The organism is Micromonospora cremea, assembly GCF_900143515.1.
Taxonomy (GTDB): Bacteria; Actinomycetota; Actinomycetes; order Mycobacteriales; family Micromonosporaceae; genus Micromonospora; species Micromonospora cremea.
Window position 1 is genome coordinate 1531590 of sequence record NZ_FSQT01000002.1, and the last position, 16799, is coordinate 1548388.

Consider the following 16799-nt stretch of genomic DNA (forward strand, 5'->3'; position numbering starts at 1 on the left):
TGCCGCGACGAGCCCTCCCGGACGGCCGGACGTGGTAGACAACACAGCCATGCGCATCGTGATCGCCGACGACGCCGTCCTGCTCCGGGAGGGGCTGGTGCGGCTGCTGACCGAGAGCGGGCACCAGGTGGTGGCCGCCGTCGGGGACGGCGACGCGCTGGTCGAGGCGGTGGTGGAGCACCGGCCGGACGTGTCGATCGTCGACGTCCGGATGCCCCCGTCGCACACCGACGAGGGGCTGCGGGCGGCGGTGGAGGCCCGCCGGCTGGTGCCGCGTACCCCGATCCTGGTGTTGTCCCAGTACGTCGAGGTCTCGTACGCCGACGACCTGCTGGCCACCACCGGTGGCGCGGGCGGCGGGATCGGCTACCTGCTCAAGGACCGGGTGGCCGCGATCGACGAGTTCCTGGACGCCCTGCGTCGGGTGGCCGCCGGTGGCACCGTGCTCGACCCGGAGGTGGTCGGCCAGCTCTTCGCCCGGCGCCGCCGGGACGACCCGCTGCGCGAGCTGACCCCGCGCGAGCGCGAGGTGCTCGCCCTGATGGCCGAGGGACGCTCGAACACCGCCATCGCCCGCGCCCTGGTGGTCAGCGACGGCGCGGTGGAGAAGCACGTGCGCAACATCTTCACCAAGCTCACCCTGCCCCCGGACACCGAGCAGCACCGGCGGGTGCTGGCCGTCCTCACCTACCTGCGGAACTGACCTCCCCGGCCAGGGTCACGGCGTCGGTGAGGGTGTCGGCGACCGGGTGACCGGAGGCGCGCAGCCGGGCCGGGTCGGTGAAGCCGCCGCTGTAGAGCACCGCGCGACCACCCACCGCGAGCGCCGCGTCGGCGTCGTCGATCGAGTCGCCGATCAGCACCACCGAGGCGCCGTCCACGCCCAGCTCGGCCAGGTGCCGCTCGAGCGACTCGGCCTTGCGGTCGCCGCCGACCGTGGCACGCAGCCCGTCCACCCGGGTGAAGTGGCCGGTCAGCCCGTAGGTGTGCACGGTGGGCACCAGCTCCTCGTGGAACCACATGGAGAGCAGGCTCTGACTGCCCGGCCAGGCGGCCATCGCGATCCGCGCGTCGGCGGCCAGCTCGCAGGTGGTCAACCCGCTGCGGTACGCGTCGTGGAAGATCCGGTCCAGCCGGCCGAACTCATCGTCGTCCACGGCCTGGCCGAGCACGTCGGCGTAGTACTCGGCGATCGGCCGACGGAACCGCACCCGGTGCTCGTCGGGCGTGACCACCGGCCCGCCCACGCTGGCGAAGGCCACGTTGGTGGCGGCAACCACCAGGCTGAGGTCGTTGAGCAGGGTGCCGTTCCAGTCCCACACCAGGTGGGTGCGTGCAGGGGTCATCAGAGCACCATAGGCACCGCTCAGAGCTGCGGCGTGGTCAGGTCCCGCAGCAGCCGTTCCTCCTCCACCCGCCAGTAGCCGTGCTCCTTGCCGTCGAGCATCACCACCGGCAGCCGGTCCCCGTACTCCCGCTCCAGCCCCTCGTCGCCGGTGACGTCCCACTCGACCCACTTGTCGCCGGTGACCGCCACCACCCGGTCGAGCGCCGCCTTGGCGTCGTCGCACAGGTGGCAGCCGGGTCGGGTGATCAGGGCGAGCCGGGCATCAGTGGACATCGGTTACCTCCGTGCGGGTGTCGGCGTTCGCCGGCGGGTCGGCCGGCGTCGCCGACCGGAGCTGGGTCTTGCGTACCTTGCCGATCGCCGAGTGCGGCAGGGCGTCGACGAACTCGACCACGGACGGGCACTTGAACCGGGCCAGGTTCCGCGCGCAGTGGGCGAGCAGTTCCTCGCCGGTCACCTGCCGCCCCGGCGCGGGCACAACGTACGCCCGGACAGTCTCGCCGGTCCGCGGATGCGGCACACCCAGTACCGCCGACTCGGCCACCCCGGGATGCCCGGCGAGCACCAGCTCCACCTCGTGCGGATAGACGTTGAACCCGTTGACCAGGATCAGCTCGCCGAGCCGGTCGACCAGGAAGAGGTCGCCGTCCTCGTCGGCGTACGCGACGTCGCCGGTCCCCCACCAGCCGTCGGCGTCTGGGCCGCCCCGGCCGTCCGGCCAGTAGCCGGTGAAGAGGTTGGGGCCGCCCACCACGATCTGCCCCGGGTCGGTGCCCGGCGCCACGTCGGAGATGTCCAGCTCATCCGGGTCCTCGTCGGGGACGGCCAGGCCGTCGCGCCAGAGATCCACGCCGTCCGCGCCGACCAGGCGCAGCCGCACACCGGGCAGCGGCCGACCGATCGAGCCGGTCTTGGCCACCCCGCCGACCAGGGTGGAGGTGAGCACCGGCGCGGTCTCGGTGAGGCCGTACCCGACGTGCACCGGATGACCGGTGGCCTCGGTGAAGCGCGCCGCGACCGCCGGCTCCAGCGGCGCCGCGCCGCAGACCGCCACCCGGACGGAGGCGGTCGCCGCGCGGACCTCCGCCGCGCCGGCCCAGGCCAGGAACATCGACGGTACGCCGACCAGCACGCTCACCCGGTGCCGGGCGATCTCGTCGAGCCCCGCCGTGGGCCCCAGCTCGTCGAGCAGCACGCCGGTCGCGCCATGGTGGACGACCGCGCCGAGCCCCGAGTTGAGCCCGTACGCGTGGAACAGCGGCAGGGCCAGGAGCACGGTGTCCCCCGGACCGACCACCGGCGGCTCGATCCGGTCAACCTGCTCGTGGTTCGCCAGCAGCGCGCGGTGCGAGAGCATCGCACCCTTGGGCCGGCCCTCGGTCCCGGAGGTGTAGAGCAGTACGGCCAGGTCGGCGCCGCCCCGGTGCGGGCGTGCCGGCGGCTCCGGTGCGTCGACGGCCGACCGTGGCGGGGTGCCGTGCACGGCGGTGAGCGCGGGCAGCTCGGCGGCCACCTCGGCGACCAGGCCCCGGACCCGCTCGGTGCCGATCAGCACCGAAGCGCCGGAGTCGGCCAGCACGTGCCGCAGCTCCGGGGCGGTGAAGCCGGGGTTGACCGGCACCGCGACCAGCCCGGCGCGCAGGGCACCGAGCCAGCTGACCACGAAGTCGAGAGTATTGGGCAGCGCGATCGCGACACGTGGCGGCGTACCGCCCGGGTCGGTGGGCGGCGCCGTGGCGGTCAGCGCGTACGCGGTGGAGTCCACCGCGGCGTCCAGTTCGGACCAGCTGAGTGTCCGGTCGCGCCAGTGCAGCGCGGCCCGGTCGCCGTGGTCGAGAGCCGCCCGGTGGACCCGGTCGGCGAGGTTCGGCGCGGGGTTTGCCGATGCGTCCTGCACGGTGATCGAGTCTGGCACAGCGGGCGGCGCCAGGCCACGCCCGACGGCCGGACCGCGGTGCCGCGGAAGTCCCGCCGGCGGGACCGGCCACTGCGCCACCGGCGATCCGATCAGGTCCTGTCGATGGGACGGGCGACGCCATCCGCCGACGATTTGGCCGGGCTCCGCCGACCACCCGACGGGACGGGTCAACCAAACGGGCAATCCACCCCCGACCAGGGGATCCATCCTGGATCACCGCGCCGCTCCAAAGTCAATCGCACACGACGGACAACCGGTCCGCCGACGGTGCGATGGAGCGGGAAATACTTCCGCCCTGTGTAACGGACTTGCCACGCGCGGGTGACGTTGGCCCTATCATCACTCGGGTCGGCTCACCCCATTTGCCGTGAGTCGACACCCCTCAGCCCGAGGAGGCCCCCGTGCCTGTGAGCGCATTGGACCAGCACCTCAAGGGGAACTGCCGCCCGTCGGCACACCCCGGAACCGTTCTGCCCGACCGGAAGCCCGGTCGGTCCGCACCGACGACCCGCAAGCCGGCCCGCCCGGCGACCGACGGGACGGGGGCGACGCGGTGACCACGTTCGGTTACGCGGAACGCCCGGTCGGCCTGACCAGCCAGACGGCTCGGGCCCAGGTCAACGAACGGCCGGCGGCCCGCGCTCCGCTGGACGAACCGCACGGCACCGCCCTGCGGGGCGACGGCACGGCGAAACGGATTCGCAACCGGCCACACCACAACGAGCCCCCACCACGACCGGCGGTGCCCGGCGGCAACGCGAAGCCGGCCGGCGGCCGGGTCGCCGTCCCGGCCCGACCGACCATGCCGGCCCAGGGCCGACGGGTCAGCGACACACCGGCGGCGACCACCGATCCGTCCGCGGGCGAGACGGCGGTGATCCCGGCGGTGCCGGCCACCACCACCCCGACCGGCTTTCCGAGCCGACCGGACCCGTCCGACCCGGCCACCGAGGTCTGGACGCTAATCGAGCGGGCCCAGGCCGGCGAGTCCGAGGCGTTCGGCCTGATCTACGACCGGTACGTGGACACCGTTTTCCGGTTCGTCTACTTCCGGGTCGGCAACCGCCAGCTCGCCGAGGACCTCACCTCGGACACCTTCCTCCGCGCGCTCAAGAGGATCAGCAGCTTCACCTGGCAGGGCCGCGACCTCGGCGCCTGGCTGGTGACCATCGCCCGCAACCTGGTCGCGGACCACTTCAAGTCCGGCCGGTACCGGCTGGAGGTCACCACCGGCGACGTGCTCGACGCCGACCGGGAGGACCGGGGCCCGGAGGGCAGCCCGGAGGCTGCGGTGGTCGAGCACATCACCAACGTCGCCCTGCTCACCGCCGTGAAGCAGCTCAATCCGGAGCAGCAGGAGTGCATCGTGCTCCGCTTCCTCCAGGGCTTCTCGGTCGCCGAGACGGCCCGGGCGATGGGCAAGAACGAGGGCGCCATCAAGGCCCTTCAGTACCGGGCGGTCCGCGCGCTGGCCCGGCTCCTGCCCGACGGCTTCCAGCCGTAGTTTCTTTCGGCGGGACCGATGGACGTCGATCGGCGTCCGGGCAGCTCAGTCGGTCCCGCTTGGTGACGACGATCACTTTCTGTGATTTCCGGCCCGCGGGGCCCGTAACCCGTGCCCGGTCTACGGCGTTTCTCCGGGTGCGACCGGTGGTTGCCCCGGCAGGCCCGGGTCACCGAGGTCCGACCGGCATGCCGGACGGGGCCTCACCTCCGTGGTGTCACACTGCCGCCCGGTCGCTGGCAACGACGGCGGCCGACCGGCCGTGACCAGCGAGAGGAGGTGCCTGCGGTGGACAACATCCTCTTCTCCCGCCGGCGCGCCGAGCGCTTCGCGCAGCTTCTCGACGAGGCCAACGGTGGCCGGCGGCACCACGTCCGGTCCCGGGCGGATGGCCAGCTCGCGCCGCTCGTCGCAGTGGGCCAGCGGCTCAGCGTCGATCCACCGGCGGTCGAGGTCGACCCCGACTTCCGCACCGGCCTGCGGGCGATGCTGCTCGCCACCGCCGTGCGGGAAGGGCTGGGCACCACCCCGCCGGCCGGCGAACCGGCCACCGCGCGTCCCACCGCCACCACCCGCGGTTCGCTGCTCCCGGCGGTCACCGCCCGCCGGGCCCGCGCCCGGGGCGCGATCCTGATCGGCATCGCGGCCGGCGCCATCGCCGTCTCCGGCATCTCCGCCGCCAGCGAGAACGCGGTCCCCGGCGACGCGCTGTACGGCATGAAGCGCTCGACCGAGCGGGCCCAGCTCGCCCTGGCCAGCTCGGACATCAGCCGCGGGCAGCTCTTCCTGGACTTCGCCCGGACCCGGCTCGGCGAGGCCGCCGAGCTGCGCGGTGACCGGATCGGTTACAGCGCCGTCCTCGACGACATGGACGCCGACACCCGGCAGGGTGTCCGCCTGCTCACCGCCGCCGCCGTACAGCGGGCCGAGCCGGCCAGCCTGGACACCGTCAACACCTTCGTCGCCGGTCAAAGCCGAGCGGTGGGCAACCTGCTCGACGGGGCAACCCGGGCCGATCGGGAGCGGACCCGGCGTTCGCTGGTGCTGCTGGACAGCATCCGGGAGCGCTCGGACGCGCTGCGCGCGGCGATCGCCTGCGGCCTGCCGGCGCCGGCGGCCAGCGACGCCCTCGGCCCCGCCCCGTCCGCCTGCCCCGGCACCCGCTGACCCGTCCGGGGCGGCCAGCCGCCCCGGCCACTCCCATACCGCAGGTACGGCCGGTCGCGCCACAGTTCGCTGTCTGCCCGGCCGGTCGACCATGCTCTCCGGCTACCCTCGCTGGAGGCATCCGTCGCACCTGGCGAGGAAGGGAGACGCGTGGCGCGCAGCCGCAAGGTGACGGTCAGCACCGACACCCATGGTCACACCGCCGGCTGGACGGAGACCGAGCTGGCGCCGGCGACCGCGCCGGACCCGACCGCAGCGGCCTTCTTCGACGTGGACAACACGATGATGCAGGGCGCGTCGATCTACTGGTTCGCCCGCGGCCTCGCCGCCCGGAACTACTTCACCTCCGCCGACCTGGCCCGGTTCGCCTGGCGGCAGCTCCGGTTCCGGTTGCTCGCCCGCGAACACGCCGGTGACATGTCCCAGGCCAAGGAGGCCGCGCTGGCCTTCGTCGAGGGCTGGCGGGTGGATGACGTGGAACGCCTCACAGAGGAGATCTTCGACGAGCTGATGGCGCCCCGGATCTGGTCCGGCACGCACCAGCTCGCCCAGCGCCACCTCGACGCCGGCCAGCGGGTCTGGCTGGTCAGCGCCGCCCCCGTGGAGATCGGTCGGGTGATCGCCACCCGGCTCGGCCTGACCGGCGCCATCGGCACCGTGGCCGAGGTGGTGGACGGGGCGTACACCGGGCGGCTGGTGGGCGACCTGATGCACGGGCCGGCGAAGGCCGAGGCGGTCACCCAGCTCGCCGCCGTGGAGCGGCTGGACCTGGCCCGCTGCGCCGCCTATAGCGACTCGGCCAACGACCTGCCGCTGCTCTCCGCGGTGGGGCGGGCGGTAGCGGTCAATCCGGACGGCACCCTGCTGCGGCAGGCCCGGCAGCGCGGCTGGGAGGTGCGGGACTTCCGTACCGGCCGGCGAGCCGTCAAGATCGCCGTACCGTCGACCGCGGCGGCCGGGCTGGTCGCCGGCGCCGTCACCGCCGGCCTGGCGTTGCAGCGCCGCCGCCGCAGCGGCTGACCGGCGGGCTCAGGGACTGTCGGGCGGTCCGTCAGGGGCCGAACGGGTCCGGCCGCCGCTCCAGCAGCGTGTGCAGGGTCTGCTGGATGGTCTCCCGCACCTGGTCGGCGAGGTTGAAGACCACCAGCGGGTCGTCCGCCGAGTCGGTCAGGTGCGCGGTCGGGATCGGTGGGCAGAACTGGATCAGCCACTTGCTGGGCAGCGGCACCATGCCCAGCGGCCCGAGCCACGGGAAGGTCGGCGTGACCGGGAAGTACGGCAGCTTGAGAAGCCGCGCGAGGGGCTTGATGTCGGCGAGCATCGGATAGATCTCCTCGCCACCGACGATGGCGACCGGCACGATCGGGGTGCCGGTGCGCAGCGCCGCCGAGACGAAGCCGCCCCGGCCGAACCGTTGCAGCTTGTACCGGTCGGCGTAGAGCTTGCCGATGCCCTTGAAGCCCTCGGGGAAGACGCCGACCAGATCGCCGCCGCGGAGCAGCCGCTCGGCGTCCGGGTTGCAGGCCACCGTGCCACCGGTCTTACGGGCGATCTCCGACACCACCGGCATACGGAAGACCAGGTCCGCACCGAGCAGGCGCAGGTAGCGATGAGCGGGGTGCTTGTCGTGCAGCGCCGCCGAGAGGATCAACGCGTCCAGCGCCACCGTGCCCGAGTGGTTGCCGACCACCAGGGCGGGCCCGTCGACGGGCACGTGCTCCACCCCGCTCACCTCGGTGCGGAACCAGTCCCGGTAGAGCAGCCGCAGCAGCGGGTGGAAGATCGCGTCGGTCAGCTCCGGGTCGAAGCCGAACTCGTCGACCTCGTAGTCGCCGGAGAGCCGCCGGCGCAGGAACGCGAGGCCGTTCGCGACCTTCCGGTCCCAGTGGTCACCCGGCCGATCCCGAACGGCCGGCTCGCTGCCGCCCGGCTCGCCGCCGGTGGCCGGGCCGCCGGTGGCCGGCCCGTCGGTGGCCGGGCCGCCCATGTCGGCCGGCTCGTCGGTGGCCGCGGTGTCGACCTCGTCGGCCGGCGCCGGGGTCGGCGCGACCCGGGCCGTCGGTCGGTGTCCGTTGTGCCGCGCCGGCTCCGCGGCCGGTCCGGTCGGCCCGTGCGGTACGTCGAAGCGCCCGATGCCCGCTGGGTCACGCCCCTCCCCCGACCCGGTCACGACCGCTCCCGCATGGCGGAGCGGACCTGCCGGATGCCGTCCAGGACGAGCTGCTCAGCGGCGGCCAGGTGGTCCCGGGTGACCACCACCCCTCCATGGTGGGCGCGGATGAAGTCGTCGAAGGCCGCGGCGGTGGAGCGGGGCGTGAAGCCGTACTCCCGCTCCAGCCGGGTGGTGTCGACCACCCGGCCGTGCACGAAGAGATCGACCTGGTCCAGGCCGTAGCGGCCGAAGCCCATGCTGCGGGCCAGCGCGGCAGCGCCGGAGAGGCCCGGCTCCAGCACCGGGACGGCCACACGACCGGCGCGCCGGATCGCCTGGGACAGTGAGAGCACCCCCGGGCCGGCGACGTTGTAGGTGCCGGGGTGATCCTCCACGATCGACCGGTGCAGCACCTCCAGCGCGTCGTCGAAGTGCAGGAACTGCAAGCGGGGATCGCGGCCGAAAACGGTGGGCACCAGCGGCTGCGCGAAGTAGCGGGTCAACGTCGTGTCGGCGGTCGAGCCGATGAACGGGGCGAAGCGCAGCACCGTCGCGGTGACGTCGGGTCGGCGACGCCGGAAGCCGCGGACGTACCCCTCGACGTCGAGGATGTCGCGGCCGAAACCGCCGCGCGGCACCTCGCGTGGCTCGGTCTCCTCGGTGAACACCGCCGGGTCCCGGAACGACACGCCGTACGCGGCGGTCGACGAGCGGACCACCAGCTTGCGCAGCCGGGGCGCCCGTTGACAGGCGGCGAGCAGCTGCATGGTGCCGATGACGTTCTGGTCCTTCATGGCCGACCGGCCACCGTGCTGAGGGTCGGGGGCGCTGACCAGCGCGAGGTGCACCAGCGCGTCGACGTCCAGGTCGGCGAGGAGCCCGCCGAGCGAGCCGGCGTCGACGCGGATCCGTTCGACGCGGTCCAGCAGGTCGGTGAACTCGGCGCCGGGGTCCGGCGCGTCCACCCCGATGACCCGCTCGATGCGCGGGTCGGCGGCCAGCCGGGCCGCCACGTGGGCGCCCAGGTAACGACCGACCCCGGTGACGACGACGACCCCCGGAGCACCTGAGGTGCTACCGGGGGTCATCTGACACACCTACCCCGGCAGGAGTGATCGAGCCGGGACGACCACGGCCTGATCACCTGAGCCTCCGGAGGTCGACAGGTGGCAAGTGACGCCGGATGCCGGGCCGTGAGCCCGGCGGCGATCACTTGCCGAGACGGCGACGCTGGACGCGGGTCTTGCGCAGCAGCTTGCGGTGCTTCTTCTTAGCCATGCGCTTGCGGCGCTTCTTGACCACCGAGCCCATACGACAGCCTTTCGATACAACGTGCGGGGCGGACCGGATGACACCACGCAGGTGGCGACGGCGACCGCTTGCGGACAACGGACCGGACCAGTCTGGGCGGCGGGGCGCACCGGTGGGGTCTCGGTCGGGCTCCAGGGTAGCCGGAGAGCGTCAGCAGGACCAACGCGCCCCCGTCGATGCCGCTTTCCGGGCGTGACCGCGGGGCCCGCAAGCTCCCGCTACGTCGCGCTCGGTGAGTGCGGCGGTGGCTCAGGCGGTCTCCTGAAACGCACCCCGGAGATATTCGTGCACCGCGTGCTCAGGCACCCGGAACGACCGGCCGACCCGGACCGCGGTGAGTTCACCGCTGTGCACCAGGCGATAGACCGTCATCTTCGACACCCGCATCACCGTCGCCACCTCGGCAACGGTGAGGAACTTGACCTCCGACAGCCGTCCGTCGGACTGCGACCCGGCCATGGCTCACCGACCCATCCCATGCCCGGCGCGTGCCAACCCGACGGATGCTCCGGGCCGGGCCGGCGACGCGCGTGTTACCAGTACGGTAGCGGGGCGGCTGTGACCGGCGCGATCCCTTCGTACAACTGATCATGTTCCGGTCGCCGGTTCACCCGATCCGCGCTCCCGGTATCTCCCCGCCTGCGTCCGCCGTCCGGTTGTTGTGCCGGTCCGTCGCGGCCGGGGCTCACTCTGCGCGCAGCGCGACCACCGGGTCGAGCCGGCCGGCGCGCTGCGCGGGAACCACCCCGAAGACGATGCCCACCGCCGCCGACACGCCGAACGCGAGCGCCAACGACCACCAGGTGATCGCCGCCGGGATCGGTGACAGCGCGTCCACCAGCAGTGCGGTGCCCACGCCGAGCGCCATCCCGGTCAGCCCGCCGATCGTGGTGAGCAGCACCGCCTCCAACAGGAACTGCACACCGATATCGCGGGGACGGGCACCGACGGCCTTGCGCAGCCCGATCTCCCGCGTCCGCTCCCGGACGCTGACCAGCATGATGTTGGAGACGCCGACCCCGCCGACGAGCAGCGAGATGCCGGCGATGGCAGCCAGCACGCCGGTGAGCACGCCGAGGATGTCGCCGAGCACGCCGAGGATCTGCTGCTGGGTGACCGCGCTGAACTCGGTGTCCGGATGCCGGCGGTTGAGCTCGGCGACGATCCGCTCGCCCAGCTCGTCGATGCGCTCCCGGTCCGGCGCCTTCACCGCGATGCCGTCCACCCGCTGAGTGCCCCAGAGCCGTTGCGCGGCGGTCACCGGCACGTGCACCTCGTCGTCCCGGTCGACGCCGAGGCTCTGCCCGAGCGGCGCGAAGACGCCGATCACCCGGAACCGCACGCCGGCCAGCGTCACCTGCTGCCCGAGCGGGTCCCGGTCGGGAAAGAGAGCGCGGGCCACCGAGTCGCCGAGCACCGCCACCCGCCGGCTGGTGTCCACGTCCGTGCCGGTGAGGTAGCGGCCCCGGGCCAGCGACCGGGTGAACACCGCCGGGGTGGTCTCCAGTACGCCCTGCACGGTGGTGAAGTCGGAGCGGGCGCCGGCCCGCGCGGTCGCCCCGGAGGCGATGGTGACCGCCACCCGATCGGGATCTCCCACCACCCGGGTGACCGCGTCCACGTCCTTGAGCGTCAGCGGCGAGACCACCGGCGCGGTGCCCACCTCGATCCTGCCGGGGACCACCAGCAGCAGGTTGGAGCCGAGCCCCTCGACCTGCTGCTCCACCTTCTGCTTGGTGCCGGTGCCGATGGCCACCAGCAGGACCACCGAGGCCACCCCGATGATCACCCCGAGCATGGTCAGCGCGCTGCGCAAACGGTTGGCCCGTAACGCGTCCAGCGCCACCCGCCACGCCTCGGCGACCCTCACGACTCGCTCCCGTCGCCGGTCACCACGCCGGCGTCATCGGTCCCACGGCTGCTGACCGGCGGGTGCGGAAGGCGCCCGGTGGCTCCGGCGGCGCCACCAGAGCCACCGGACGGGTGCCCCGGGCCGCTTCCGGACACGGACCGGGGCTCCGCGCTGGGAGCGGGGACCAGTGTCGCAGGTCGACCATGATCAACGGACAGCGGTCGATCATGCAGGTGGGTGGCGCCGTCGTCGGTGGCGCTGTCCGCCACCACCACGCCGTCGCGCATGGTGATCCGGCGGCGGGCCCGAGCCGCGACCTCCTGGTCGTGGGTGACCATCACCAGCGCCACCCCGGACTCGGCGTTCAGCAGCTCCAGCAGCTCCAGAACCGCCGCGCCCGTGACGCTGTCCAGGTTGCCGGTGGGCTCGTCGGCCAGCAGCACCGTCGGCTCGGTGACCAGCGCACGGGCGATCGCCACCCGCTGCTGCTCGCCGCCCGACATCTGGTTGGGCCGGTGGTCCAGCCGGTGCCCGAGGCCGACCCGGCCGAGCATCGCCGCGGCCCGCTCCCGGCGCTGCCGGGCCGACACACCCCGGTAGACCAGCGGCAACGCCACGTTCTCCACCGCCGAGGTACGCGGCAGCAGGTGGAACGCCTGGAAGACGAAGCCGATCGTCTCGTTGCGCAGGGTGGCCATCTCCGGCGGAGACAGGGCGTTGACGTCCCGACCGCCGATCACCAGCCGGCCCCCGGTGGGCCGGTCGAGCCCGCCGAGGAGGTGCATGAGAGTGGACTTGCCCGACCCGGACGGCCCGACCAGCGCCACGTAGTCACCCGGCCGCACGACCAGCGACACGCCGCGCAGCGCCTCGATCGACACCCCGTCCAGCTGGTACGTCCGGGACACGTCCACCGCCTCGATCGCCGGCGGGAAGCCGGTCACCGCACCTCCTGGCCGTCGCGGACCTGGTCGGCGCCACGCACCACGACCCGGTCGCCGGCCTGCACGCCGTCGAGGATCTGCACCAGGTCCGACCCCTGGACGCCGACGGTCACCGGCGCCCGGTCCGCCCTGCCGTCGCGGACGACCCAGACGGCGTCCCGGCCGTCGGCGGAGAAGACCGCCGAGGCGGGGACGGTCACCGCGTCGGTGGCCTCGCGCACCCGCAGGTGGACGATCGCGTTCATGCCGGGGCGCGGCGTCGGGGCCGGCTCGTCCTCGGCCAGCTTCCCGGCGCCCAGCGCCAGGCGTACCCGGTAGGTGACACCGCCCTGGGCGGAGTTGGTGGGAAGCACGTCGACCGAGCGGACCGTGGCGTCGTAGCTGGCGCCGGTGACGGCGTCCAGCTCGACCGTCGCGGTCACACCGGCCCTGACCAGCAGCACGTCGGTCTCGTCCACCTCGGCCAGCAGCCCCAGCTGCCCGGTGTCCACCACCGTCAGCACCGGCGTACCAGCGGCGACCTGGCCGCCCACCGCGACCGCGTCGTCCACCCCTGCGGGTGGCCCGCCCTGGCCGGGTGCCAGCACCGACGGGTCGATCCCGGCCGCCTGGGCGCCACCGACCTGCTCGAGCAGCCCGGCGAGGCCACCGGTCGGGCCGCCGCCGCTCCGGGTGCCGCCCGGCTGCACCACCCCGGCGATCGGGGCGCGCAGGGTCAGCGCGTCGACGGTCGCCTTCGCCAGGTCGTACGCCTGCTGGGCCTGCAGCCGTTGCGCCGCGGACAGCGCGCCGACGGCGGAGTTCAGCCCGCTGATCCCCCGCTGCACCGCTCGGACGGCCTGGTCGGCGGTGCGCGCGGCGGCGGCGTACTGCCGCTGGGCGGAGGTCACCTGGGTCAGCAGCGCGTCCCGCAGCCGCGGGTCGGCGATCTTCTCGGCGGCCTTGCGGGCCGCGTCGAACGCCTCGTCGGCGGCCTTGTCGGTGCCGCGCCGACTGCCGGTCAGGTCGCCGGTGGAGACACCCCGGCCGGCGCGCCTGGCGGCGTCCAGCGCTTCCCGGGCCTGGCGCAGCCGGGCCTGCGCCGACGGGGAGGCGACCACGGCGAGCACCTGGCCTCGCTTCACCCGCTGGCCCGGCTCGACGCGCAGGCTGGACAGGGTGCCGTCGGCGGGGGCGGTCAGGGTGGCGGCGGCGCGGGCGGTCACCGTCGCCGGCGCGTCGATCACCTCGGTGACCGGGTTGCGGGCGGCCGAGGCGAGCGTGACGGGCGGCTGGTCGTCGCCGCACGAGGCGGCGGTGGTGGCGGTGAGGACGGCGACGGCGGTCAGGGCGGTGAGCAGGCGGGGCCGCGTGACGTGGGTAGGCCGCGGCGACTGGGTGCGGCGCACCCATCGATCGTACGGCGCACCGCCACGACCCCCACGGGCCGTCAGGCGGCGGCGGCGCGGACGTACGCCACGCACTCGTCGTGCAACGTCGACCACTGCTCCCCGAACGCCTGCTCGGCGGCGACCGCGAACGTCTTGCGCTCGTGCACGACGGCCTCGAAGAAGGTGAGCAGCCGCTGCGGCCCGTACCGGTCGACGAGATGCCGGACGGCGAGGTAGCCGACGCCGTAGCTGCCGCCGACCCGATCGGCGGGGGCGTCGTCGGCGGGGGTGACGCCCTCCAGCCGGCCGTCCCAACTGCTCCGGACCAGCTTGCGCACCTGGGCGAGCCCCTCGTACCGGTCGACCGGCTGGCCACCGGCGCCCGCGTACTCGGCCAGCCCCTCCACCAGCCACCAGGTCGTCTTGCCCGGATAGCCGCGCTCGGGCAGCGAGGCGGCGTGGGTCAGTTCGTGCCGGAGCAGGTCGTCGGCGCCGCTGCTGGGCAGCCCGTCCGCGTTGAGCACCACCTCGTGGTGACCGCCGCCCACCGTCACCGCGTAGCCGCCGGTCCACTGTGGCCGTCCGCCGCCGTACCAGCGCTGCCACTCGCTGCGCCCGGCGTAGAAGATCCGGTACCGGTCCGGTGGCGACCCGTCCACCACGTACCCGTCGGCGACCTTGGCCGCCGCCTCGGCCTGCGCGAGCAGGCCGGGCAACTTGCCGCGCAGCGCCGGAGTGGTGGCCACGATGGTCCGCGGGCCGATCGCCACGGCCAGGTCGCTGATCTCCCAGGGCCGGGTGCCGGTCTCCGCCGACCTGGACTCTTCCAGGGCGACCAGCAGGAGTTGGGCACCGTTCTCCCGCCAGCGGGTGCCGATCAGCACCGGGCTGGGGCGGCAGTCCGGGGTCACGAAGCAGTACTGGAAGCGGACCGGCAACCGCCACTCGCCCGGTTTGCCGACGACCGGCGCCGGCAGGCCGCTCGGCTCGGCCCGCCAGACGGTGACCTTGAGCGCGCGCAGCGCGGCGAAGCGGCGGCGCAGGTCGGCCTGAGCGGCGGGCTCGGCGACGGCGAGGAAGCCGGCCCGGTCGCCGCCCAGCAGCGCCGTGGACTGGCGCTGAAGTTGGGCGGTCATCCGGTCGGCCAGCCCTCGGGCGACCGCGGTGGCCGGGTCCTCGCTCGCCGAGGCGCCGATGCGTCCAACGGTGGCCCGGCCCCCGGCCTCCCGTACCACTCCCACCACGAGCAGCGCCGGCATGCCGCAGCCCAGCAGGAGGACGATCACCACAAGCCCGGTCCACAGTGGCCAAAGCCGCCGCAGTGATGGCTGATGCACCCCGTCGGTCACCCGGCGAAGGGTACGACCTGCCGGCCGATCGGGCGAGGCCGGCACGACCCCGACCCACTCCGCGGACCACGGCCAGGGACGCCGCCGGGCCCGGCCAGGGGTGCCACTCAGGCCGGGCGGCCGGCGCGGCGGAGCAGGATGGTGACGACCGCCCAGACGACGACTAGGGCGAGGCCGAGCCACGGCTGCCCGAGCAGGGCGAGCATCCCGCCGCCCAGCACGAACCAGCCGGCCTGGAAGGCGTGCTTGGCCGGTGGGCGCAGCGGGACCCGGGCACGAGGTGAGCCGAGGACGCCCCAGAGCCCGGCGAGCAGCAGCGGCACACCGACAGCGGCGAGCAGTCGGACGGCGGTGGGTACGTTCAGGGACCAGCCCCACCGAGCGCCGATGGCCAGGACGGCCAACTCCAGCAGGAAGACCAGGAGCAGCCCGAACGCCCGGATCACGGCTGGTCCGCCTGGTCGACGATGCCGCGAGCGCGGGGCCAGGACCGGAACGCGAGATCCATCCCGGCGACCAGTTGGTGGTACGAGCGGTCCACCTCGCGGGGCAGACCGAAGCCGCCCGCGGCCTCCAGCGACACGAATCCGTGCAGGGCGCTGCGCAGCGCCCTGGTGGCGTCCACCGCTTCTTCGCCGGTGAGCCCGTACCCGCGCAGCACCGCGTAGATGGCACCGACCGCCCGCTCGCCCGCCACGACGTGCTCGGGGTCGGCCGGGTCGGGCACCCGCTGGGTGGCCGGGTAGCGACCGGGGTGCCGGCAGGCGTAGTCGCGGTACGCGTCGGCGACCGCCCGCAGGGCCTCCCCGCCGGAGCGGCCGACGGCGGCGTTAGTCAGCTCGGTGGCCAGCTCCGCGGTGGCCAGCGCGGAGAGCTTCTGGGTGAGCGCGTCCGCACCCCGGACGTGCTTGTAGAGGCTGGGCAGCGCGACACCGAGTCGGCTGGCGAGCGCGGCGAGGGTGAGCTGCTGGTAGCCGACCTCGTCGGCGAGCCGGGCCGCCTCCCGCACCACGGTCTGCTGGTTGAGGCCGACCCTAGGCACCGGCGCACACCGCCAGGAACCCGAGCAGCTCGTCGGCGGTGCGCTGCGGCCGGTCCGCGTGCGGGTAGTGCCCGGACTCCTCGATCATCCGGGCCTCGGCGGTGCGGAACAGCCGGCGGGCCGCCCGCGCCTCGGCACCCGGGTCGGGAAAGTCCGGGTCCTTCGCACCCATCAGCACCAGCACCGGTTGCCCGACCTGCGGGGCGCGGGCGGTCCAGTGCGGCTCGACCGGCACCACCACGCCGCGCACCGCGGCCATCCGCCCGGGCTCGCGCAAGTTGGCAACCATCGACCGGCGGTAGACCGCGTCGTCGGCGGGCCGGTGCACCGGGAAGAGCGTCTTGTGGAACATCCCGAACAGTTGGGGGCTGCGCAGCACCAACGCCAGCGCCACCCGCATCACCGGGTTGAGTTTCGACTGACCGACGAACGCGCCGATCTGCACGATGCCGGCGACCAGCTCGGGCGCGTCGGTCGCGGCGAAGACCACCGCCGCCGCGCTCGACGAGCTGCCGACCAGCACGGCCGGCCCGGCGTCGAGGTCGCGGACCACAGCCAGCAGGTCTGCGCCGACCTCCGCCGGGGCGTACGTGGGCCAGCCGACGCTGGACTCCCCGTGCCCCCGAACGTCGACCGAGGCGACCCGGTGGCCGGCCGCGACCAGCAGCGGCACCAGGTGCCGGAAGCTGCCCCGGTTCTCCCCCATGCCGTGCGAGAGGACGACCAGCGGGCCTTCCCCGTGCACCTCGTACGCGATGTGTCCGTTGCCCCGCCGCACCTGGCTAACTGTCATAGCCGTAAAGCTAGTCTCATTAGCCAGGATCGTCAACCCGGACACGCGA

General features: G+C 73.9%; 18 protein-coding genes. 4 read left to right on the top strand and 14 right to left on the bottom strand.

The features are described from left to right. Positions 1-49: 49 nt before the first annotated feature. A complete protein-coding gene (locus tag BUS84_RS20460; protein WP_074314799.1) occupies positions 50-703 on the top strand; it encodes a response regulator transcription factor in 654 nt (217 codons plus the stop codon). Here the strand turns inward: BUS84_RS20460 and BUS84_RS20465 are convergent. Genes BUS84_RS20465 through BUS84_RS20475 form a run of 3 tightly spaced genes read right to left on the bottom strand, consistent with a single transcriptional unit; the run spans position 684 to position 3245 of the window. Then, positions 684-1346: an HAD family hydrolase gene (locus tag BUS84_RS20465; RefSeq protein ID WP_074314800.1), complete on the bottom strand. Its 663-nt coding sequence runs from the start codon at positions 1344-1346 to the stop codon at positions 684-686. The two genes, BUS84_RS20460 and BUS84_RS20465, sit on opposite strands and share 20 nt — an antisense overlap. Positions 1347-1366: 20 nt before the next feature. Beyond that, positions 1367-1621, bottom strand: a complete 255-nt coding sequence (locus BUS84_RS20470) for a glutaredoxin family protein (protein WP_074314802.1) — start codon at positions 1619-1621, stop codon at positions 1367-1369. After that, positions 1611-3245, bottom strand: a complete 1635-nt coding sequence (locus BUS84_RS20475) for an AMP-binding protein (RefSeq protein ID WP_084757815.1) — start codon at positions 3243-3245, stop codon at positions 1611-1613. Before BUS84_RS20475 ends, BUS84_RS20470 begins: the two co-directional genes overlap by 11 nt. Positions 3246-3819: 574 nt before the next feature. Between BUS84_RS20475 and BUS84_RS20480 the strand changes: the two genes are divergently transcribed. The 3 genes from BUS84_RS20480 to BUS84_RS20490 all read left to right on the top strand — a co-directional run bounded on the left by BUS84_RS20480 (position 3820) and on the right by BUS84_RS20490 (position 6957). Beyond that, positions 3820-4770, top strand: a complete 951-nt coding sequence (locus tag BUS84_RS20480) for an ECF subfamily RNA polymerase sigma factor, BldN family (RefSeq protein WP_074314805.1) — start codon at positions 3820-3822, stop codon at positions 4768-4770. A 288-nt stretch (positions 4771-5058) separates the two neighbouring features. Then, the gene (locus BUS84_RS20485; protein WP_074314807.1) at positions 5059-5937 is read left to right on the top strand and encodes a DUF5667 domain-containing protein; all 879 of its coding nucleotides are present in this window, start codon (positions 5059-5061) and stop codon (positions 5935-5937) included. A gap of 150 nt (positions 5938-6087) precedes the next feature. Further along, positions 6088-6957, top strand: coding sequence for an HAD family hydrolase (locus BUS84_RS20490; protein ID WP_074314809.1), 870 nt, complete (start codon positions 6088-6090; stop codon positions 6955-6957). A gap of 31 nt (positions 6958-6988) precedes the next feature. Here BUS84_RS20490 and BUS84_RS20495 read toward each other — a convergent pair whose 3' ends face one another. From BUS84_RS20495 to BUS84_RS20545, 11 genes are all read right to left on the bottom strand, one after another. Then, a complete protein-coding gene (locus BUS84_RS20495; protein ID WP_244298881.1) occupies positions 6989-7789 on the bottom strand; it encodes a lysophospholipid acyltransferase family protein in 801 nt (266 codons plus the stop codon). Between the two features lie 314 nt (positions 7790-8103). After that, positions 8104-9177, bottom strand: a complete 1074-nt coding sequence (locus BUS84_RS20500) for an NAD-dependent epimerase/dehydratase family protein (RefSeq protein WP_074314811.1) — start codon at positions 9175-9177, stop codon at positions 8104-8106. Between the two features lie 121 nt (positions 9178-9298). After that, complete coding sequence (locus tag BUS84_RS20505; RefSeq protein ID WP_007465623.1) at positions 9299-9400, bottom strand: 30S ribosomal protein bS22; 102 nt, start codon at positions 9398-9400, stop codon at positions 9299-9301. Between the two features lie 249 nt (positions 9401-9649). Further along, complete coding sequence (locus BUS84_RS20510) at positions 9650-9859, bottom strand: helix-turn-helix domain-containing protein (protein WP_007465625.1); 210 nt, start codon at positions 9857-9859, stop codon at positions 9650-9652. Positions 9860-10085: 226 nt separating this feature from the next. After that, positions 10086-11270 (bottom strand): ABC transporter permease, encoded by a 1185-nt coding sequence (locus BUS84_RS20515; RefSeq protein WP_074314812.1) that lies wholly within the window; start codon positions 11268-11270, stop codon positions 10086-10088. Then, positions 11267-12196 carry an ABC transporter ATP-binding protein gene (locus BUS84_RS20520; protein ID WP_244298656.1) on the bottom strand — a complete coding sequence of 310 codons (930 nt, stop codon included), beginning with the start codon at positions 12194-12196 and terminating at the stop codon, positions 11267-11269. The genes BUS84_RS20515 and BUS84_RS20520 overlap by 4 nt, the downstream gene beginning before the upstream one ends. Continuing rightward, positions 12193-13584: an efflux RND transporter periplasmic adaptor subunit gene (locus BUS84_RS20525; protein WP_143728467.1), complete on the bottom strand. Its 1392-nt coding sequence runs from the start codon at positions 13582-13584 to the stop codon at positions 12193-12195. Before BUS84_RS20525 ends, BUS84_RS20520 begins: the two co-directional genes overlap by 4 nt. Before the next feature lie 41 nt (positions 13585-13625). Further along, complete coding sequence (locus BUS84_RS20530) at positions 13626-14915, bottom strand: hypothetical protein (protein ID WP_074314814.1); 1290 nt, start codon at positions 14913-14915, stop codon at positions 13626-13628. 107 nt (positions 14916-15022) lie between these two features. Beyond that, on the bottom strand, positions 15023-15361 hold the full coding sequence (locus tag BUS84_RS20535) for a YrdB family protein (RefSeq protein ID WP_159451054.1): 339 nt from the start codon (positions 15359-15361) through the stop codon (positions 15023-15025). After that, the gene (locus BUS84_RS20540) at positions 15358-15957 is read right to left on the bottom strand and encodes a TetR/AcrR family transcriptional regulator (protein WP_074314816.1); all 600 of its coding nucleotides are present in this window, start codon (positions 15955-15957) and stop codon (positions 15358-15360) included. Before BUS84_RS20540 ends, BUS84_RS20535 begins: the two co-directional genes overlap by 4 nt. After that, positions 15950-16750, bottom strand: a complete 801-nt coding sequence (locus tag BUS84_RS20545) for an alpha/beta fold hydrolase (protein ID WP_074314818.1) — start codon at positions 16748-16750, stop codon at positions 15950-15952. The genes BUS84_RS20540 and BUS84_RS20545 overlap by 8 nt, the downstream gene beginning before the upstream one ends. Between the last annotated feature and the right edge of the window lie 49 nt (positions 16751-16799).

Coding starts and splice junctions, on each gene's coding strand:
- BUS84_RS20500 (WP_074314811.1), bottom strand. CDS start 9,177: ATGACCCCCGGTAGCACCTCAGGTGCTCCGGGGGTCGTCGTCGTCACC.
- BUS84_RS20510 (WP_007465625.1), bottom strand. CDS start 9,859: ATGGCCGGGTCGCAGTCCGACGGACGGCTGTCGGAGGTCAAGTTCCTC.
- BUS84_RS20545 (WP_074314818.1), bottom strand. CDS start 16,750: ATGACAGTTAGCCAGGTGCGGCGGGGCAACGGACACATCGCGTACGAG.
- BUS84_RS20460 (WP_074314799.1), top strand. CDS start 50: ATGCGCATCGTGATCGCCGACGACGCCGTCCTGCTCCGGGAGGGGCTG.
- BUS84_RS20465 (WP_074314800.1), bottom strand. CDS start 1,346: ATGACCCCTGCACGCACCCACCTGGTGTGGGACTGGAACGGCACCCTG.
- BUS84_RS20470 (WP_074314802.1), bottom strand. CDS start 1,621: ATGTCCACTGATGCCCGGCTCGCCCTGATCACCCGACCCGGCTGCCAC.
- BUS84_RS20505 (WP_007465623.1), bottom strand. CDS start 9,400: ATGGGCTCGGTGGTCAAGAAGCGCCGCAAGCGCATGGCTAAGAAGAAG.